Source organism: Prevotella corporis DSM 18810 = JCM 8529 (genome assembly GCF_000430525.1).
Classification (GTDB): Bacteria; Bacteroidota; Bacteroidia; order Bacteroidales; family Bacteroidaceae; genus Prevotella; species Prevotella corporis.
In genome coordinates, this window is record NZ_AUME01000011.1 from 1 (window position 1) to 20186 (window position 20186).

General features: G+C 45.6%; 17 protein-coding genes and 2 pseudogenes. 6 read left to right on the plus strand and 13 right to left on the minus strand.

Annotated features, from left to right (window positions below):
• Positions 1 to 204 precede the first annotated feature (204 nt).
• The 3 genes from H515_RS0103530 to H515_RS0103540 form a co-directional block, all read right to left on the minus strand.
• Positions 205 to 741, minus strand: a complete 537-nt coding sequence (locus tag H515_RS0103530; protein WP_154653631.1) for a hypothetical protein — start codon at positions 739 to 741, stop codon at positions 205 to 207.
• A gap of 201 nt (positions 742 to 942) precedes the next feature.
• A complete protein-coding gene (locus H515_RS0103535; RefSeq protein WP_025875631.1) occupies positions 943 to 2496 on the minus strand; it encodes a PAS domain-containing protein in 1554 nt (517 codons plus the stop codon).
• Between the two features lie 4 nt (positions 2497 to 2500).
• Positions 2501 to 2803 carry a cupin domain-containing protein gene (locus tag H515_RS0103540; protein ID WP_028901587.1) on the minus strand — a complete coding sequence of 101 codons (303 nt, stop codon included), beginning with the start codon at positions 2801 to 2803 and terminating at the stop codon, positions 2501 to 2503.
• Positions 2804 to 2995: 192 nt separating this feature from the next.
• Between H515_RS0103540 and H515_RS12875 the strand changes: the two genes are divergently transcribed.
• Together H515_RS12875 and H515_RS15350 are read left to right on the plus strand one after the other, a co-directional pair.
• A complete protein-coding gene (locus tag H515_RS12875) occupies positions 2996 to 3280 on the plus strand; it encodes a hypothetical protein (protein ID WP_051274639.1) in 285 nt (94 codons plus the stop codon).
• A gap of 173 nt (positions 3281 to 3453) precedes the next feature.
• A pseudogene (locus H515_RS15350) lies at positions 3454 to 4400 on the plus strand (IS256 family transposase, variant Zn-binding type).
• A gap of 434 nt (positions 4401 to 4834) precedes the next feature.
• Here the strand turns inward: H515_RS15350 and H515_RS0103555 are convergent.
• The 3 genes and pseudogenes from H515_RS0103555 to H515_RS0103560 form a co-directional block, all read right to left on the minus strand.
• Complete coding sequence (locus tag H515_RS0103555; protein ID WP_025875636.1) at positions 4835 to 5152, minus strand: hypothetical protein; 318 nt, start codon at positions 5150 to 5152, stop codon at positions 4835 to 4837.
• Between the two features lie 220 nt (positions 5153 to 5372).
• Positions 5373 to 5528: pseudogene (locus tag H515_RS15010) on the minus strand (IS30 family transposase); the annotation flags it as partial.
• Positions 5529 to 6046: 518 nt separating this feature from the next.
• Positions 6047 to 6526 (minus strand): hypothetical protein, encoded by a 480-nt coding sequence (locus tag H515_RS0103560; protein ID WP_025875638.1) that lies wholly within the window; start codon positions 6524 to 6526, stop codon positions 6047 to 6049.
• Between the two features lie 147 nt (positions 6527 to 6673).
• Here H515_RS0103560 and H515_RS0103565 point away from each other — a divergent pair, with 147 nt between their 5' ends.
• From H515_RS0103565 to dusB, 3 genes are all read left to right on the plus strand, one after another.
• On the plus strand, positions 6674 to 8317 hold the full coding sequence (locus H515_RS0103565) for a glycogen/starch synthase (protein ID WP_028901588.1): 1644 nt from the start codon (positions 6674 to 6676) through the stop codon (positions 8315 to 8317).
• A 78-nt stretch (positions 8318 to 8395) separates the two neighbouring features.
• On the plus strand, positions 8396 to 10954 hold the full coding sequence (glgP, locus tag H515_RS0103570) for an alpha-glucan family phosphorylase (RefSeq protein ID WP_028901589.1): 2559 nt from the start codon (positions 8396 to 8398) through the stop codon (positions 10952 to 10954).
• Positions 10955 to 11520: 566 nt separating this feature from the next.
• A complete protein-coding gene (gene dusB, locus H515_RS0103585) occupies positions 11521 to 12480 on the plus strand; it encodes a tRNA dihydrouridine synthase DusB (protein WP_025875640.1) in 960 nt (319 codons plus the stop codon).
• Positions 12481 to 12568: 88 nt separating this feature from the next.
• On the opposite strand, the gene H515_RS0103590 is transcribed toward dusB, so the two are convergent.
• From H515_RS0103590 to aroQ, 7 genes are all read right to left on the minus strand, one after another.
• The gene (locus H515_RS0103590) at positions 12569 to 13489 is read right to left on the minus strand and encodes a tetratricopeptide repeat protein (RefSeq protein ID WP_028901590.1); all 921 of its coding nucleotides are present in this window, start codon (positions 13487 to 13489) and stop codon (positions 12569 to 12571) included.
• 305 nt (positions 13490 to 13794) lie between these two features.
• Complete coding sequence (locus tag H515_RS12885; RefSeq protein WP_025875642.1) at positions 13795 to 15366, minus strand: M56 family metallopeptidase; 1572 nt, start codon at positions 15364 to 15366, stop codon at positions 13795 to 13797.
• 114 nt (positions 15367 to 15480) lie between these two features.
• Positions 15481 to 15843, minus strand: coding sequence for a BlaI/MecI/CopY family transcriptional regulator (locus H515_RS0103600; protein ID WP_025875644.1), 363 nt, complete (start codon positions 15841 to 15843; stop codon positions 15481 to 15483).
• A gap of 391 nt (positions 15844 to 16234) precedes the next feature.
• Positions 16235 to 17464, minus strand: a complete 1230-nt coding sequence (locus tag H515_RS0103605) for an FtsX-like permease family protein (protein WP_025875646.1) — start codon at positions 17462 to 17464, stop codon at positions 16235 to 16237.
• 73 nt (positions 17465 to 17537) lie between these two features.
• Positions 17538 to 17873, minus strand: coding sequence for a 30S ribosome-binding factor RbfA (rbfA, locus tag H515_RS0103610; protein WP_025875648.1), 336 nt, complete (start codon positions 17871 to 17873; stop codon positions 17538 to 17540).
• Between the two features lie 121 nt (positions 17874 to 17994).
• The gene (locus tag H515_RS0103615) at positions 17995 to 18633 is read right to left on the minus strand and encodes an O-methyltransferase (protein ID WP_028901591.1); all 639 of its coding nucleotides are present in this window, start codon (positions 18631 to 18633) and stop codon (positions 17995 to 17997) included.
• A gap of 53 nt (positions 18634 to 18686) precedes the next feature.
• A complete protein-coding gene (aroQ, locus tag H515_RS0103620) occupies positions 18687 to 19103 on the minus strand; it encodes a type II 3-dehydroquinate dehydratase (protein WP_028901592.1) in 417 nt (138 codons plus the stop codon).
• A gap of 42 nt (positions 19104 to 19145) precedes the next feature.
• Here aroQ and H515_RS0103625 point away from each other — a divergent pair, with 42 nt between their 5' ends.
• Complete coding sequence (locus tag H515_RS0103625) at positions 19146 to 20069, plus strand: site-specific tyrosine recombinase (protein ID WP_025875650.1); 924 nt, start codon at positions 19146 to 19148, stop codon at positions 20067 to 20069.
• Positions 20070 to 20186: the final 117 nt, after the last annotated feature.

A 20186-nucleotide genomic window follows, 5' to 3' on the forward strand; every position in this document is an offset into this window, starting at 1 on the left:
CTTGTGTAATTCGAAAGAATTTCCGAAATTTGCGAATGTGTAAGTTTCATTTTTTTTCTTTTTTATAGTTTACAAATACAAAGATAAGAAAAAAAGGAGCTTACACACTTTTATAGGACAGTACCGAGTGGATTCCAACTTTAACGAAACAAAGGTGTTCTCCAATACCATTTGTTGGTTGTAAGTTGGGTTCTTGAGGGACAACTAGTTAAACCTTAAAGAACTTAGAAAAGTATCAAGATCCTGTTTCCACAGAGAACTTTCACTCTCTCGATAACTAACTGTTATTGTAACAAGATGGTCTGTAAAGAAAAACTTATATTCTTTGACATTAACAAATCCACCTTTAGGAGATGTTCTCTTATACATTGAGAGCAATGCATATTTCCCATCAACTTTAACCCTTTTAAGTGGGAACCATTTTATTGTTTGACCAGTCCCGAAGAGACTAAAACTTTCTATAGCCTGCTTTTTAAAAATCGCATCAATCTCCTTAATATCAGTATTTGTTGCCTTTGCTATATCATTCTGAGTAGGGAAATCTCCATTAAAATCAGCTATTAAAATTCTAGAGTATACAGATGTGGCCTTTTTAACAAGTTCTTTGTCAGTCGAGTTGAGACCTTTAGGCTGAAATTTAATTTCTCTATCAGCAAGATTATCTCCAAATCTTATTAAAAACTTATTGACCAATTTATTAAGAACCATACCTGCCTCAGAATCAATATCTCTTAATTCCATCGTTGGTGGAATTCTAAAAGAGCATATATTGCCGAAGGTGTATATATCCCAATTCTCTTGACCAAACACTTGACACTGAAATAGAAATATAAATATAGTTACTAGAATTGCTCTATGCTTCATTGCGTTTTCTTCTTATGTATGTTACAAACATAGTGTCCCCCCCCCCACTTTGTTCTCTGTTATTTTAGGATAAGAAATTTATTCCTCTCGCTTATACTTAGCGATGAGTTCTTTTAACATAGAAAGTATGTCATCAAGAGGAACCCCACTGCGTTTGCTCATCATGGCAATGGTTGCTTTAGGAATGATGATGCGTGCAAGAGGAGAATTGAGCATTTTGAAAGCAGAGTTCATACTTGGCAAATCTTTCCGTAGCTGTGGGTAAATTTTTAACAAATCCTGTAAGCGAGTGTCGGCAGAGAGTTCTATTGTCGAATCTTCTTTTGTAACAGACGTATCATTTGGAGTACAGTTTTGCGCCTCCTTCGATTTTACTACTTGTGTATCATTTGACCAGGTCAGCAGTGTTCGTGAACCTTGAAGTTCACGAATGCGACTACAATCTTGCATCATTTCGAGTACACCTCTGAATCTTCCTTCTGCATCACGCACGGCTACATAATATATATAGATGAACACACCTGGTTTGTTAATCCAAAAATCTACACTATCCTGCTCACCCGAACGGAATTTGGCTATAATTTCCTCAACAAGGTGGACGCTGGTGCGCGGATGACAGTTCTTCACATCACGTCCGATAACATTCTTGCTGCGTGGGAAGATGCGGTGGTTGGTATCTGAATAGAAGCGAACTAGTTCGTTTTCGTCTACATAAGATATATCTACAGGAAGATGCTTGTATATGAGGTTGATTTGTTCGAGAGAAAGTTTTCCTGTCGTGACGTCGAAAACTCGGTCTGTATCGTTTCCTCCAAGCTCATATTTAGCAAGAAGCGCAGATAGTTCTGAGACAAAACCGTCAGGAGCTGTTGTTGGCTGGGTTACTGTTTTATCCGCATTTTGGAATCCTTCTACATCAATCCATGCAAAGCCAATTTCGTAATCTCCCGAACGCATCTGTTCGAATTCTTCGGGAGTAATCATTGCCAAAGCAGTTGGGTATAGTACAGATTCTTCTTTCTGTAAAAGATCCCGCACATCTGCCACAATGGTAGGCTGCATTGCCAAAAATTCTTCTTCTTTATCTTCCTCAATAAGTTTTTTAGCATCACGTATTTCGTCTCGCACAAAGTCATCGAGCAGCCACATCGTAGTCGTGGGGCGATCAAATCCTTTCTGTTCGAGTATGGAATAGAGCTGGTTCTGCTTACGTGAAAGGTGAATGCGAAAAGCCGCTATTTTGTCGTACAATTCGATCCACTGATTCTTGATAATCGGATATTGTACAAGATCTTCTATAGAGAGCATAAGGCGACGCATTTCATCGTTCTCTCTGTAGTAACACATGATAGGGTGATCAAGAGGAAGATTTGGTCGACTGGTGTCCATCACTTCATCAAACAGCTCAATCATCTTTTGAATATCCTCCTTTTGGCACTCATCCTCTTCAATGGTTTTGAGTTCCTGTTCTGCCAATGCTATTTCATAAGGACGGATTTTCCCAACTTGCTTTCTTATTCGGGCTCTGCCCTCCTCTAATGAAATATCTCCTCGTTGGTATGCTTCTTTGATTTCGAGTATTTTGCTGAGTTTCTCAAGGTCAACACTCGGCAAATATTTTTTCATATCCATAGCATTATTGTCTATTGATGAGGTAAACGAAAAAATCACTCTCTTCTATGGCTTTTACGCTTACATGAGCTTCGCCGGGGAAATGTAGAACAGTGCCTGTGCTGATACGATGTACCTCGGTATCGTTAAGAGTAACCTCTACAGTTCCTTTCACTATGGTGAAGAATACTTCCCGTCCTGTATGGTCGTGTGAAGGTATTTGTTCTCCACTTTTCAGATGCAAGTGTACAAGCATGAGTTCCTTGTTGTTAATTACCTTACCTAAAGTATTGATTTCCTGCCCAATGGGGTTAATTACTTGTTTCATAATTCTTCTTTATTTGGTTATGATTAATGCTTGTTGACTATAAAAATACGCAAAACAATTGAATAACTTTCATTTTGATATTATACTTTTATATGATAGATTTAACTTCAAAATGCAAGTACGTTTGCAAATTTAAGAAAAATTTCTCACTTGATGTTCAGAATCCCAACTTTTTTGTCTTGCATTTATTTTATGTTGCAACCTGTCTTCATCAGGACAGACGCATCGCGCAAAACCAATAATGTCAAGCAGCAGCCGACTTCTCCCAAGCAAGTCCGCCGCTTCTCTTGGACACACTTCATCGAACTCACTATCCTTCTTTCCGTCGTTATCGGTGTCATTTGGCTTATCTCGAAGATGGTAACGCCACAAGTCGTAACTGCCATCTCAGTCATTGCAGGTTTTCTAATACTACGCTTTATAGTCAGTGTAATTCTGAAAGTGAAATTTAGACCTATAGCTCATTTTGCAGGCTGAAAAGTGTCATGCCATTCGATATATACACATGTTTCGCCCATTCAAGATACCTTCAGCACTAAATTGACGATTCACATTGCTCAATAGCTCATTTTGCAGGCTGAGACATAGGTGTCTTTCCGATGTATACTAACTTTATGGGCATTTAAGTTTCCTAAAAATTCAAAGTTAGTATGTTCAAAATGAGATGACGTGCGTGTGGTAGTACGCACACGAAAAAGAATGGTGTTCGCAAAGGTGTACAACTGTATAAATGTCAGGATTGCGGCTATCAGTTTCGCTCCGGTTTCCAAGTGCGCGATGATGAATTGTGGACTGCTTATCAACAACAGAAGCAGACGATCAATGAACTATCGGTACGCTTCAGGATAAGCCTCTCTACGGTCAAGCGTAGGTTGCATGACATCAAGTGTGAGTGGGTGCAACCTCCACTAAACGGAAGCGGTTTTGTCCATCTGGACGTAACGTATTGGGGTCGAAACTTCGGTGTGCTGCTCGCATTGGATACGGAGAGCGGAAAGCCTCTCTATCTGTCCTTTGTAAAGAGCGAGACAGTGAAGGGCTATGAAGACGCATTCGTCAGTATTGAGAAGCGTGGATATGTCATACGCGGTCTGATTATTGACGGGAAAAAGAGCCTCTTCAAGTCTTTCTCTGAGTACCATGTACAGATGTGCTAGTTCCACATGAAGCAGATTGTCAGAAGGTATCTTACGCAGAATCCGAGAATACTGGCCAGCCAGGATTTAAAGGCTCTTTTGGACAGGCAGCATCGAATCCACGAGGCTGATTTCAGGAGCGAATATCAAGCATGGAAGGAAAAGTGGAAGGGTACGATAGAACACCGCAGCCTGCACAAGGACGGCAGGCTGCATTATACGCACCGACGGTTGAGGTCAGCCATGAACAGCCTTGATTTCTACTTGCCTTATCTCTTTACCTGTCAGCGGGAGGAATGCCCAATACTAACAACAAGATTGAGGGAACATTCACTGACCTGAAGAAAAACTTGAACAATCATAGCGGACTTACACAAGAGAATCGCAAAAGGTTCATCAATGGGTTTTTCTTGGCATTGATAGAAACTCAAAGTATGAAAAAGCAGGAACCACACCCATAGTGGATCCTGCTCATACTTGTCGTTTTACACAATCCTATTCCTCATGGAGTTGCTCCCCAGCAGAGCCCCATTATGCTTCAGACTGCATGGCAAAGGTATATAAACTCTTTGAATATTCTGAATAAAGCCAGCCTGCAATTTGAGCTATTGAACACCTAACCCAAAAAAATAGCCTGCAAAATGAGCTATACGCCTATATTATCTTCTGTGATTCAGGTATTACATAATTCCAACTTTTGTACTCAGAAAGTTATCTCTCCAAGACCTCTCTCTTAAGCACACCGAATCAGAGGCAGGGACATTTGGGGACAAATGATACATAGTCATTCCTCGTTTGAAGAGCGACATACGCATAAAATAAAAAAGAATGTGTGGAAAGTAAGCGATGATGAAATGCGAGATCGTCTGCAAACGCCTGCCACAACTCCATGGGGCTAATTGGAAAGCTTTCTGAGTTTGGAGCGAAGTTTTAACGCTTTCTCAACCTCTTTCAGTTCTTTCTTACGTTGCTTGCGAAGTTTGTTCAGTTCTTTGTATTCTTTTTGTTTGGCTTTATATTCTTTTTGAGCGTTTTTGAGCTCGTCTTTTGTCTTGTCGGCTCTACTTTTCACATCGTCGTACTTCTGTCTTTTTTGCTCAGCCATTGCCTGAATCTGTTCCGCGGATAAGGTGCGATAGTTTATGCTTTGCGCGTTGAGTTGATTGCCACCAACGATGGTGAAGAATAATGCAAAGATGAAATATTTCTTCATGTCTTTTGTTGATTAATGACCCGTAACCTCGATGCTGTTTTCTTCATGTCGCAAATTTGCTTTTGCCCAAAAACAGCCCTTGTCGCGTCTCTTTCGATAAAATAGTGTTTCTATTAATGTATGCAAAGATAGCCATTTATAATGAATTAAACAGAGAAAGGATGCGTTTTTTTTGCGAATGAACTTCCGCAGAGTCAACCAGCAAGTTCAAAATTAAAAAAACGTATTTGAAGAATTCGCACTTTGGTGTAGAAAAGTTTAATTTTTCTCTCGGTCTTTCGTTCAATTTCTTTTGTATCGACATAATTCTCTTGTCTATATGGTTTTCAAACGATTCCTTTTTAGAGATATATTGTCTGGTTAGTTTATTATTGCTGTTCGTTTAACCCAATAAAACTTTTATCAGACAGTAACATTTCAAAACCTAAGCTTTTGCAATATAATAGGTGAGCTTTCATTGTTCAAAAGCTCACCTATTGCAAAGTCGTTGCTTAGCTTTCATCGGAGAAGGGTAAGGGTGTTAGGAAGAATAGACGGGTAATCGGCCTGGCAAGTGTGCCGAAACAGTGAAAAAAGACCGATGTCGGAACCTTGCATGGCAGTTTCGACACCGGTATTGCTTATCCCTTAGGATACTAAAATAAAGCGATAAGGTCGTTGAGTGTTTCCGATATTGTTGAGTGAGTGAATATCTGATACTTCAGGTATGCTGCGAGTATTATGTTGTTCTTTGTTATTCCGACCTATGACAGTGGCGGATAGGTGAACACGGTTATGGGTATCGGTTGTCTGTCGTTGTGTTTTCGCCGGCTTTCGCCGAGCAATTTGTCGCTTACGATGCGATAGTCGTCGCGTGCCATGTGTATGAATTGAAGGGATAACGGAAATGTTGCCTTACTTTTCCTTTGTAAATATCATTTTTTTGGGCAATTTGACCCACTTGTTGTTTACCACAATCTTGATGGTACTTCCCGATTTCTGTTCAAAAGTGTAGGTGCCGTCCTTGTTGGCCGTCAGCAGCGCTTCGAGATCTTCGCTGCCATAATCGTTCGTTATGGTCAGCAACGCTTTGTTTCCGTCAATCACCGAGTCGAGTATTAGCCATTTTCGGGTGTCGCGTTTTGCGCCGATATACCCTGGCATCTCACCTAAAACCTCCTGATTGGGCACCTTAATGTTTCGTTTGTACAAGTCGATGTCAATCCAAACTTGATATTCGGCGTTTGAAATGTGAGTGCTGAAGGGATGTTCCTCAGCTGCTATAGTCTTGTTCACCCGGTTCGAATCCATCGGTTCTGAGCTTTTTCTGTTCTCAGTTGCCCATAATGCAGCGCATGAGAACATGAGCGCAAGTGCAAATACAATCTTCTTCATGTCGTCTAATATTTATTGATGCAAAGATAGTCTTTTTTTCTTTACTAATTCTTTGACGGACTGAAATATGTGAGGTTTAATATTGTCTGTTCATTATTTTTTATTACCTTTGCAACGATTGATTAGTTGTATATTTAAGAGTAAAAGATGTTTCCGGATTTTATTTTTGAAACAAGTTGGGAAGTATGTAATAAGGTAGGAGGAATTTATACAGTGCTCTCAACAAGGGCAATGACTTTGCAGAAAAGGATGCATGACCACGTAATATTCATAGGTCCTGATTGCTGGAAAGATAAGGAAAATCCCTTTTTCAAAGAAGATGTCTCACTGTTTGCCGACTGGAAACAGTCAGCGGCGAATGAAGGACTGGGAGTGAAGGTTGGACGATGGGATATCCCTGGTCAGCCGATAGCTTTCATGGTTGACTTCCGAGCACATGAATCTGAAAAAAACAAGATATATGGGCAACTTTGGGAAGATTTCAAAGTTGACAGCTTGCATGCGTATGGTGATTATGACGACTCTGCTCTCTTTGCCTATGCTACAGCGTTGGTGGTGGAGAGTTTCTATAAATATTATCTGAATGCCAGTCAGCGCGTTGTTTTCCATGCCAATGAGTGGCAGACGGGATTTGCGTTGCTGCTCTTGCAGAAACGGGTTCCGCAGATAGCCTCTGTCTTTACCACCCATGCCACTTGCATAGGGCGCAGCATTGCTGGCAACAACAAACCGCTCTACGAGTATCTCTGGGCATATAACGGCGACCAAATGGCTGCCGAACTTAATATGCAGAGCAAGCATTCGATAGAAAAACAGACGGCTCACCACGCTGATTGTTTCACCACTGTGAGCGAGATAACCGCTATCGAGTGCAAGGAATTGCTTGACAGAAAGGTTGATGTTGTGCTGCCCAATGGCTTTGAGGATGGTTTCGTTCCCCAGAATATCCAGTTCAACAACAAAAGGAAGAAGGCCCGCATCCGGCTTTTGGACATAGCGTCTGCCCTGACAGGCGAGAAGCTGGGGCAAGATACAATCATTGTCTCCACAAGTGGTCGTTATGAGTTCCGCAACAAAGGACTTGACGTCTTCATTGAGGCTATGAGCCGCTTGAACAAAGACCACCGGCTTGAGAAGAATGTTGTTGCTTTCATAGAGGTTCCGGGATGGGTCGCTGAACCCAGAAAAGACCTTCAGGAACGACTTGCGTCCACACAGACATACGAAACTCCGCTGGATCAGCCCCTGATCACCCACTGGTTGCACGACATGGAGGATGATAAGGTGATGAAGATGCTAAGAAGCCTTGATATCAAGAATGAGAAGAGCGACAAGGTTAAGCTTGTTTTCATCCCCTGTTATCTCATCGGTGATGATGGGATTGTCAATCTTCCTTACTATGATATGGTATTGGGCAACGACCTCTGTGTCTATCCTTCGTACTACGAACCATGGGGATACACACCGCTGGAGTCCATTGCTTTCAAGGTGCCTTGTATCACAACAGACCTCGCAGGTTTCGGTTTGTGGGCCAATGAAGCAAAAGACGGCTACAGTTGCCTGGAGGATGGTGTGAAGGTTGTTCATCGGACGGACTACAACTACTCGGAGGTGGCTGATGAGATAAAGGAAACCGTTCTCTCGTTTACGACCTTCAGCAAGACAAAGTTCAGCCAATGTCGTCGAAAGGCCTCAGAGCTTTCAAGGAGAGCCTTGTGGAGCGAGTTTATTACACATTATGAAAAAGCCTATGAGCTGGCACTTGAGAACATGAAAAAGAGAAACGGATAGTTGGCAAACAATAAGCAACAGTTCAAGATAACGAGGAATTATTCAAGATAACATAACGCTAAATTAATAGAGAAAATTATGAAAATTAAATCTGACTATTCAAATGAGCCAAATTGGATTGAGTTGAATGTGAAGTCAAGTCTCCCCAAGGAACTTAGCTGTCTCGACGAACTTGCTCACAACATGTGGTGGGGCTGGAACTATGAGGCAAGGAACATGTTTAAGAGTTTGGACGAGACTCTCTACGAAGAAGTAGGACATAATCCGGTGTTGTTGCTCGAACGCTTGAGTTACGATCGCAAACAGGCCATCGTTAAGGACAAGACGCTGATGAAGAAGGTGAACGATGTTTACAAGATGTTTACTGACTATATGAGTGTCAAGCCAAATACGCAACGCCCATCGGTGGCTTATTTCTCCATGGAATATGGTCTCAATCAAGTGCTCAAGATATATTCCGGCGGTCTGGGAATGCTCGCCGGCGATTATTTGAAGGAGGCTTCCGACTCCAATGTTGACCTTTGCGCGGTAGGATTCTTGTACCGTTTCGGATATTTCCGTCAGAGTCTGTCGATGGATGGTCAGCAGCTGGCTAAATACGATGCACAGAATTTCAACTCACTGCCCATCGAACGCGTCCTCGACAAGGATGGCAATCAGGTGGTTGTTGATGTTCCGTATAGCAATTATCACGTGCATGCGTTAGTATGGGTGGCAAACGTGGGGCGCATCAAGCTCTATTTGCTCGACACTGACCACGACATGAACTCCGAGTTCGACAAGTCAATCACTCATGCCCTTTACGGCGGCGACTGGGAGAACCGCATCAAGCAGGAGGTTCTTCTCGGTATCGGTGGCATGCTCACACTGAAGAAGCTCGGAATCAAAAAAGATGTCTATCACTGTAACGAGGGGCATGCGGCGCTCTGTAACCTTCAGCGTTTATGCGATTACATAGAAGAGGGACTTACCTTCAATCAGGCAATGGAGTTGGTTCGTGCTTCTTCGATCTACACCGTTCACACACCGGTTCCGGCAGGACACGACTACTTCGATGAGGAGCTTTTCGGCAAATACATGGGTGCATATCCCGCCAAGTTGGGCATCTCTTGGGATGAGTTTATCGGCATGGGACGCACCAATCCCGAAGATCACAGTGAGCGTTTCTGCATGAGTACGTTCGCGTGCAACACATCGCAGGAAATCAACGGTGTGTCGAAACTTCATGGTTGGGTGAGCCAGAAGATGTTCGCTCCGCTGTGGAAGGGGTATTTCCCTGAGGAAAACAGTGTGGGTTATGTCACCAACGGTGTTCACTTGCCTACATGGACGGCGACCGAATGGCGCAAGGTGTATGATAAATATTTCGACAAGAGTTTCATGTGCGACCAGAGTAATGAGGAAATCTGGCATGCCATCTATAATGTTTCGGACGAGGAATTCTGGAACACGCGTATGGCCTTGAAGAACAAGCTCATCAAATATATCCGCGATAAGTTCACCCAACAATGGCTCCGCAACCAAGGCGACCCTGCGAAGGTTGTCTCCATACTTGAGAAAATCAACCCCAATGCGCTGATGATAGGCTTCTGCCGCCGTTTTGCGACTTACAAGCGGGCACATCTTCTCTTCACCGACCTCGACCGGCTCGATAGGATTGTCAACAACCCCGACCGTCCGGTGCTCTTCTTCTTCTCAGGAAAGGCTCACCCGGCAGACGGTGCCGGTCAGGGATTGATCAAGCGCATATTTGAGATTTCACGCATGCCGCAGTTCCTTGGCAAGATTATCTTCCTCGAAGATTACGACATGCAGCTGGCGCGTCGTCTTGTTTCGGGTGTGGATATCTGGATGAACACGCCGACTCGCCCGCTCGAAGCCAGTGGTACATCAGGCGAGAAGGCTGAGCTTAACGGTGTTGTCAATCTCTCTGTCCTCGACGGATGGTGGGTGGAAGGTTATCGTGAGGGCGCTGGTTGGGCGCTTCCGCAGAAGCGTACCTATGAGAACCAGGCGCATCAGGACCAGTTGGATGCGGCTACCATCTACAGTCTGCTCGAAAACGAGATCACTCCGCTCTATTTCAGCAAGACAAAGGGCAAGGACTATTCAGCCGACTGGGTGAAGGTGGTGAAGAATTCCATCGCAACCATTGCGCCTCACTATACGATGAAGCGTCAGTTGGATGACTATTACTCTAAGTTCTATGAGAAATTGGCTGTCCGCTCCCGTGAATTGCATGCCAATGACAACAAACTTGCCAAGGAGATTGCAGGTTGGAAGGAAGTCGTAGCCGAGCGTTGGGACAGCATCTGCGTGGCAGAGAGCAACATCAGCACGCTGCAAGACGGTGTTACTGGTGAGCCGAAGACCATCACCTACACCATCGACGAGAAGGGGCTGCAGGACGCAGTTGGCTTGGAGCTTGTAGTTCTCGACAACAATCCATCCGATGACATCTCCGTCCACAAGGTATTGCCATTCTCTCTTGTCAAGAACGAGGGCAACCTGTACACCTTCCGTCTCGATTTCCAGCCCGATGAGGCTGGCGCCTACAAGTGTGCCGTGCGAATGTATCCCAAGAGTGAACTGCTGCCGCATCGTCAGGACTTCGCTTATGTGAAGTGGCTCGGCTAAAAGATGGCGAAGGCAAAGCCGAAATATGTTGAGACCTCTCTCGGACTAATCTCCGGGAGAGGTCTTTTCATTCCGCCCTTTTGTCTTTTCCATGCCCCCGTATCTGGTGGAAAATCGACTGGAGAAAGACAAAAGAATTTACTGCTGATGCTCAATGTTATGTTCGTTTTTGAATTTTGATTATTCGTTTCCAGCAAAAGGATTATACGTGTCCATTAAAAAGTACGTACTTTTTCACTGAAACGTACGTACTTTTTTGCCAAAACGTACGTACTTTCTTAATGAATCGAACGCTGCTTCCTTATTCCGCTGTATCGTTTTCGTTTGGAAAGCACTGTAAGTCAGCTTGTTTGCAGGGCTATTCCCACGACGTATTATGGGCAAAAGCTCTCTTGGTCTTGGCCTGACCGATTTGTATTTATGCAAGTGCAAGGATTTCAAGTCTGACCTATATAATGTCAATGGCGGTCTTTTTGATAATTGATTGTCTATGTTTCAATCTGTTGCCGAGTGAGAAATTGTCAGTAAAAACCGCCTTTCAAAATAAAATCCCTACCTTTGCAGTCATGAAAATAGGAACAATAGATTTGGGAGAACGGCCGTTATTCCTTGCTCCGATGGAAGATGTGACGGATATCGGATTCCGCAAGATGTGCAAACGGTTTGGCGCGGCAATGGTCTATACGGAATTCGTGTCGGCTGACGCCGTTATTCGCAGCATCAAATCAACATTGAACAAGATTGTGATTGACGACGAAGAGCGCCCTGTCGGCATACAGATATATGGGAAAGACGTGGAATCGATGGTCGAAGCTGCCAAGATTGTTGAGCAAGTGCACCCCGACGTGATAGATATAAATTTCGGTTGCCCAGTGAAGAAAGTCGCGAACAAAGGAGCCGGATCGGGAATGCTGAGGAACATTCCCCTGTTGCTTGAGATAACGCGAGAGGTCGTTAAGGCTGTGAAAACACCGGTTACCGTAAAGACCCGCTTAGGCTGGGATGCCAACAATCTCATCATCATCGAATTGGCGGAACAGCTGCAAGACTGCGGCATAAAGGCCCTGACAATCCATGGCCGGACGCGGGCGCAGATGTACACAGGGGAAGCCGACTGGACGCTGATAGGTGCCGTTAAGCAAAATCCTCGCATACATATCCCAATCATTGGCAATGGCGATGTTGCGAGCAGGGAAGAGGCCAGCGAGCGTTTCGACCGCTACGGCGTGGATGCGGTGATGATTGGCAGGGCAACCTTTGGCTGTCCGTGGATTTTCAGCCAGCCATCGCAAGGCAATTCTTTGTCGATTGATGACAAAATCGACGTGCTTGAAGAGATGCTCCGTATCAACGTCGAGCGCATTGACGAGTACCGGGGCATCCTACACACCCGCAGGCATCTGGCAGCATCGCCCATTTTCAAGGGGATTCCCGACTTCAAACAGACAAGAATCTCCATGCTGCGCGCCACAAAGATGGATGATTTGCTGACGATACTGGAGGAATGCCGCAACAGGTTGAGATGATTTTTTGTCTGTTTTGCCATTCTCCGTTCTCCCAGATGAGGCTTCTGCATGATGGCGCCCTTGATGTTTTGTTATCGATACGTTGCCTTTATTTCAGTGCTTGCCGTCTTTTGGCAAGCTCCGGGTCGTCTCTGTAGGCCAGAGCGTACCCCCAATACAAGTCGGCGCCTTTGATATCTTTCAGATTGAACTTAGCGTCGCCCATGTTTTTATAGATGATAAACATGATGAACTTGCTGGGTTCGTAGAGCGTGGCTGCGTTGTGAAGATATTTCAGCGCATTCTCGTAATGCCCCAGTTGGTTCTCGACCACTCCCAACCTATAGTTTCCCACCGCCATCTTGGGCGCCCGCTCCACGGCTCGTGTGAAATAGAAGGCCGCAGAGTCGAGCTGATTCAAGTATTCGAATGCTCCTCCCATATAATAAAGTGAGTTATAGGTGGTGTCTTTCTCAGCAAAGAGCCTTCGGTAGGTGGCAACACATCTCTCATAGTCCTTGTTCAGGAAGTAGGCTTCGCCCAAAGCGCGGTTCACCTCTATGTTAGTGGAATCTATCAGACAGTAATCTTGCCCGTAACTAACGGCTACCTCAGGCTTGTCGTAACTGTCGCTGACGAGAAGTCCCATGACGTCGGCGATAATCTTGCTGTCCATCGGATACCTTATTTTGATATACGTGCCCCAATAAAGTTGTTCCGACGTGTTCTTCATCGCACTATTGGAATAATAGAGTTGCCGGAGGGCATTGTGGTTAAGGCTGTCTGACGGCACCTTGTCCAGCACATCGGAGCATCCATGATAATCGTTTCGCTGATAGAAGCATTCGGCCAGCTTCAGCCTGACTTTGTTCTCTGTCCGTATTTGCTGTGCCTGCTGATAGTGTTGGATGGCGTGAAAGAAGTCGTATTCACGCATACAACTGTCGCCGAGCGCTACAAGCTGCTGCCGGTTTTGAGCATAGACATTCATTGCCATGCTTATTAAAAGGATGAGTGATAACTTTTTCATACGTAATATCTGAATAGTTGGACCGTCCACTTGTAGCAAGAGCTGTGTCAATTGCTTTTAATTGCGACAAATCCATTTAGGCATAGAGACAACAACTCGCAGTGCTTCTTTGTCTAATGCCAGTGTTTTATGTTTTATCCTAACCACAAACCAATGTTTGCACCGGTTCCAAAGCGATTAAACAATTTATGACTCACGAAGCGTCTTGATATTCATTCTGAGATGCTTTGAAATATGAAAAACCAAGAAGCAGTATCAAGCACCTTTCATAATGTTGGTCTTGATACTGCCCACCATGAGAGGATTTATTTCTTTAGTTGAAAGACAATTGCCCCATCCTTGGCACGATCACCATACTTGTCCACAGCTTGTTGTCCTTTCAGCACGGTCATGCTCTCGATTTGATTCAGATCAAGTTTGTTGATGTCGTATTCTCCGGAAGCATATTCTTTCCCATCAATGACGTAAAGAATATTTTTCTTTGCCGGCATGGCAGTGTTCTCTTTTGCCTGCTCGCCACCTTCCAGTCTAAACGTTATGGGTACAGCGTAATTTGTCCTGACAGCCTTCCCGTTTTGTTTGCCCGGATTCCATTTAGGCATGGCTTTTACCACACGCAAGGCCTCTGCATCGAGCAAGGGAGATACCCCACGTATTATCTCAGGGTTGCTGATTTCTCCCGTTTCGCTAACGATAAATTTCACGATAACGCGTCCCTGTTGTTTTTGCTTGACAGCTTGTTCAGGATATTTCATGTTCTTCATAATCCATACGTTGATATTCCCAGGGAACGTGGGCATCACTTCCGCAAGGTTAAACACCTCTTCCGGATTTCTGGAAGCCTCTTCATTAACTTTTTTCATCGCTTCCGTTGTGCTATCGGTTGGCAGGGGTGCCACAGTCTTCGTGGCGGTTGTGGTGTTTATTTCCGTTTGAACCTTGTTGAATACGTTGGACACTTTTTGTGTTAAACCAGAAAGTTCCGGAATGTTATTTACTGTTCTCGTCATTTCTCTTGCCACGGTCTCGATGTTGCTCACAAGCAAGAGAGCTGCTATCAGTGGCATGAAAAGCGCATATTTGGCTTTTCCTATTGCCTTTGTACGTTTCTTATTCATCATTTTAATTCTTTTTTTTAGGGGTGAAACATTAAAATTATTTGATACTGTAGCTACGTTCTTTTTGTATGTGAGGCCGAGCAAGTGATACTGGTATTGCTTACTGTCGAAGCCTGTTGCCAGTGTTCGATTGTCGGCGATAAACTCAAGGTTGATTCGCACCTCGCGTTTGAGCAGCCATGCGAATGGGTTGAGCCAAAAGCAGATGCCGAAGAGTTCGGCAAACAGAATGTCGAGCGAGTGCTTTTGCCGACAATGTGTTTGCTCATGTATCAATATCTCCTTCAATTCCTTACCGTTGTGTCTCGCCGGATTGACGAATATCCAGTTGAAGAATGAGAAAGGACCTTGGTCGCCCGGTAATTGGCAGATGCGTGTGCCGTTGATTTCCGTTTCCCGGCACTTCCTTTTCAGTAGGAAGATTGATGTCAACTGCCATAACAATTTCAATAACAGCGCTGCAACAACCAAAGAGTAGGTCCATATAAAGACGGTCTGCCAACTTGTGGCATGAGCCTTCTCTGGTGTGATGGTCACTGACGGCAGCACGTAGTTGGCATAGGAGCTGGCCATTGATGTCATTTCAGCATTCGTGCTTACCCAGTATGAGAAGTTAAGACTGGGAACAAGCATCGCCAAGATGTAAATACTGATGAGAATAGCCCGCTTCCATGTGAAGAAGGTGTCGTTTGCAAATATCAGCTTGTAAAAGCCGTACAGTAGGATGAGTGCAACGTTTATTTTGATGAGGTAAACCATAGAACTTTGTTTGGTTGGTTGTCGGTTGTAGGGGTAGTGTATGGCTGCCGATTGGCGACAGGTATCGATGAGCTGGGCAAAGGAAGCCGTCGTGCTTTCTGCCCTTTTGGCTGACTACTCCTTGCCTTTCTCAATTTCGGCAATGATATCCTTCAGGTCGTCGGGTGAAATCTTATGCTCTTTAGCAAAGAAAGAGACCATTTCCTGAAACGAGTCTTTGAAGTAATTGCCTACAAATTTGGTCATGTAGGCTTTCTTATACTCGCTTTTCTTTATCTTCGGCTTGTAGATGTAAGTAAGTCCCGACTGCCTTGCGGTTAGATATGCCTTGTGTTTCAATTTGCTGAAGATAGAGGCGAGGGTGGTGTAGGGCGGTTTTGGGTCGTCCATTTCCTCAAGCACCTGTTTTACGGTGCACGAATCGAACTTCCACACGTGCAGCATCACTTCTTCTTCTTGTCTTGTCAATTCTTCCATGATTGATAGATAGATTGTTTATCGATGGCAAAGCTACGAAAAGTTCGTAGCTATTGCAAAGTAATTAAGATAAAAAATGTTAATGATGAAATATTAATCATTGAGCAACGGTATATTACGAAACTTTCGTTGATATGTCTTGCTTTGACAAATGTCTCTTTAAACAATTCTGATGTTTGTCAAATTATTTCAGAAACGTTTGCTCGTTCCTCAGCTTTTGTGCAGTGATAGGTGAGCTATCACACCGTGATAAGATAGCTTTGGGCATGCCGTAGCTGACCTTTTGTTGATGGTGTTTTAAGGCATTGTAAGTCAGCGATTTGCAATCTTTTCCAGAAAGGTTGCTTTTGTCAAGAAAATTCATGAGATTCGGCTTGTCGTTGCCGGAGGATTATTTTGTCAGGCGTTTGCTCATATAACGCACGGGATACCAAACGGCAAGCCATCCAACAATGATGACGGTGAAGAAGATAGCCACGATGTCCCAGGGGTGAACGCTGATGGGGTAGGCGCTGACGACAAAGTTGCTGGCTTGGTCGCCCAGTTTGACGATACCGAAAGTCTGTTGCAGCCAACACAGCAGCAGTCCGATGCCAATGCCGATAACGGCGCCGGCAGCCGATATCATTCGCCCTTCGAAGAGGAACACCTGATTGATTTGTCTGTCGGTTGCGCCCAAGTTTCGCAAGGTTTGAATGTCTGGTTTCTTGTCAATCATCAGCATTGAGAGCGATCCGATGATGTTAAAGCAAGCCACCATTAATATAAAGGTGAGGAAAATGTAGGCGAAGAGTTTCTCGATGCGCATGATGTTGAACGTGTCGGCCTGCTGTTCGTAGCGGTCCTTCACCAGGAACTGGTCGCCGGCAAGCCTTTCTATTTCCTTCTTGGTCTTTTCGATGTCCTCTCCAGCCTTGAGTCGCAGCTCCAGCGACGTGATTTGCCCTTGTCGGTTGAACAGTCGCCGTGCGAAGTCGATGGAGGTGATGATGTAGTTGCGGTCGTATTTGTTCTGTTTCACCTGAAACACTACGCCAGGCGATATGAGAGAGTCGGAGACGAATGCCGCTGCGGGGTTCGACATGTCGTATTGTCCTTTGCGCTGGGGAGCATAGATGTGGAGAAAGTCCTGCCACATCACGGTGGTGTTGAGCGTTTGAGCCAGCCCTATGCCGATAACCCCATATTCGAGATTGGCCAAGCGTAACTTGAATTCGCCGTCGCCGTAGAGTATGTCGCTGATATGGGTGAGTGAGTCGAAGTTCTGCTCTACTCCTTTCACCATCACCATGGCCTGTTTGCCATGATAGGTGGCCAGTGCCTGGTCGGTGACGCACTCTGTCGCCACCTCGACGCTGGTCAGTGCCTTGATTTTGGCAATGGTCGGGTCGTCGGCAGCTATGACTTTGCCCTTCGCAGCCTCTATCTTCAGCTGCGGATCGAAGTTGGTGAAGAATGAGGCGACAAGGTCAGAAAAACCGTTGAAGCCGCTTAGCACGACCACCAGTGCCATAGTGGCCACGGCAACGCCAATCACTGAAATCAGACTGATGACATTGATGGCGTGGGTGCTCTTCTTGGAGAAGAGGTAACGTCGTGCGATGTAGAAGGGAAAGTTCATGTTGTGCGAAGCTCCAGTCGGTGGTCCGCATCCCGTCACGCAGCTGATGGGGCGGGATGGCGACGTGAAGTTGTCATTTCTTTAAAAGCTCGTCAATTCTCTCGATATAGTCCAGCGAGTCGTCGATGAAGAAACGCAGTTCGGGGATGATGCGCAACTGGTTGCGAACGCGCTGTCCGAGGTTGTAGCGGATGGTTTTCTCATTGGCGTTGATGTTCTTCAGCAGCTCCTCGCTCTTGTCCGACGGGAAAATGCTCAGGTAGGCCGTGCAGATGCTGAGGTCTGGGCTCACCTTCGTGCGGGTAACACTCACCAAGACCCCGTGCATGGCGCGGGTCTGGCTCTGGAAAATGCTTGCCAACTCCTTCTGGAGCAAGCGTGCTATTCGGTTTTGTCTTGTTTCTTGCATATTGTATGGCTTTGTATTTGTTCCTGAACAGCTGCTCCCTTGTTCCTGTCTCGATGGGGCATCGGCTGGCATGTTCAGTTTGATGGTGCAAAGGTAGATATTCTTTGCGATATATGGAAACTTATTTTTTGCGAATGATGGTCAGTCCGTCGCGCAGCGGCAATATGACTTTCTCTACCCGTGGGTCTTCAGCAACGAAATCGTTGAAGTCGCAGATGCCCAGCGTCTGTTGGTCGTGGTCGTAGGCTGGGTCAGTGACATGTCCGTCCCAGAGGGTGTTGTCGGCAAGTATGAAACCGCCGGGGCGGAGAATGGATAGCGCCATCTCGTAGGTCTGGAGATAGCTTCGCTTGTCGCCGTCGATGAATGCCATGTCGAACGTGATGCCAAGTTTCGGAGCTTCGGTGTTGGCGTCTCCAATACGGAAGTCGATTTTGTCTGCCACCGCTGAGCCTTCAATCCATGGGCGCGTGAAATCCTCCATCTCATCGTTGATTTCGAAAGTATATAACTTGCCACCTTCGGGTAGTCCCTCTGCGAGGCAGATGGCCGAATAGCCACTGAATGTCCCCACTTCCAGCACGTTTTTGGGCTGCGCCATCTCTACAATGAGCTTGAGAAAACGGCCTTGGATATGGCCACTCGCCATCCTGCCGTGTATGGTGTGGATGTTCGTGGCTCGGTAGAGACGATAGAGATAATCGCCTTCGGGGTCGATATGAGAACGGATGTAATTGTCGAGGACTTCTGTTTCGTTCATTGTTTTCTACTTGTTGCTGTGGTGTTCCTTGTCCACACGGGCTGAGTTCTTTCTCAGCCCATGAAGCTTTCGATGGCCAAACGATAGCTGTCGAGTCCGAATCCTTGGATGGTCCCTTTGCAGCCAGGGGCAATTACCGAGTGGTGGCGGAATTCCTCACGACCATTCACGTTGCTGATGTGAACCTCGACGACGGGAGTGCTGATGGAACGGATGCAGTCGAGCAGCGCAATGCTCGTGTGGGTGTAAGCACCGGCATTGAGAACAATACCGTCGTAGGAGAAGCCAGCTTGTTGCATTTTGTCGATGAGCTCGCCTTCGATGTTGCTTTGGTAGTACTCTATCTCGATATTGGGGAATCGCTTGCGGAGCCTTGCCAGATAATCGTCCATCGATTCATTACCATAGACGGATGGTTCACGAGTTCCCAAGAGGTTAAGGTTCGGGCCATTGATGATGATTATTTTCATATTACGCTGAAATTGCTTATCTTTGCAAAAATACATAATTAAATGGAAACGGGCAAGGATTCATCCTCTAATCTTAAACGCAAGTACCAGCGTTACCTGAAGTTGGAGAAAGGATATTCGGATAATACGCTCGATGCCTACCTGCGCGACCTTGACAAGCTACTGGCTTATCTGGCAAGTGAGAGTGTTGATCCGCTGGAGGCCAGGTTGGAGCATATCGAACATTTTGCCGGAGCTGTTTGCGACCTTGGGATTGGTGCGCGCTCGCTGGCCCGGATACTGAGTGGCGTGCGACAGTTCTACCGTTATCTGGTGCTCGATGGTTACATCAAGGATAATCCTACCGAACTGCTCGAAACGCCGAAACTGCCCCAGCATCTTCCTGAGGTGCTCTCTACCGCAGAGGTGGATATGCTTGAGGCTGCCATAGACTTGAGTAAGTGGGAGGGACAACGAAACAAGGCCATCATTGAGGTACTCTTTTCCTGTGGACTGCGTGTCTCTGAACTGACCAATCTAAAGATTTCCAACCTCTATAAGGAAGAACGCTTCGTGCGAGTGATGGGCAAAGGCTCAAAGGAGCGCCTCGTTCCCATTTCCCCCCGTGCGCTTGAGGAACTCGAATACTGGTTCATCGATCGCAATTCAATGACCATCAAGCCTGGCGAAGAGGACTATGTGTTCCTCAATCGCCGTGGGGCGCACCTCACTCGCACCATGGTTCTCATCATGATCAAGAACTATGCGCACGATGCTGGCATAGAGAAGGTTATATCTCCGCACACCCTCCGGCATTCATTCGCCACCGCCTTGCTCGAAGGAGGTGCCGATTTGCGGGCTATTCAGGCCATGCTTGGACACGAAAGCATAGGAACGACGGAGATTTACACACACATCGACACTAAAACCCTCCGTCAGGAGATACTGGAACATCATCCAAGAAACATAAAATACCGTCAATCGTGACTCGTCTCAAAGCTTCTGGATGCCCTGTCTCAGCCCTCTGAAACCACCACACACCATACACGGAACGCAGTTCGTTCCACGTTTGCTCGCCAACAAGCTCTGTTTTAATTTATAATT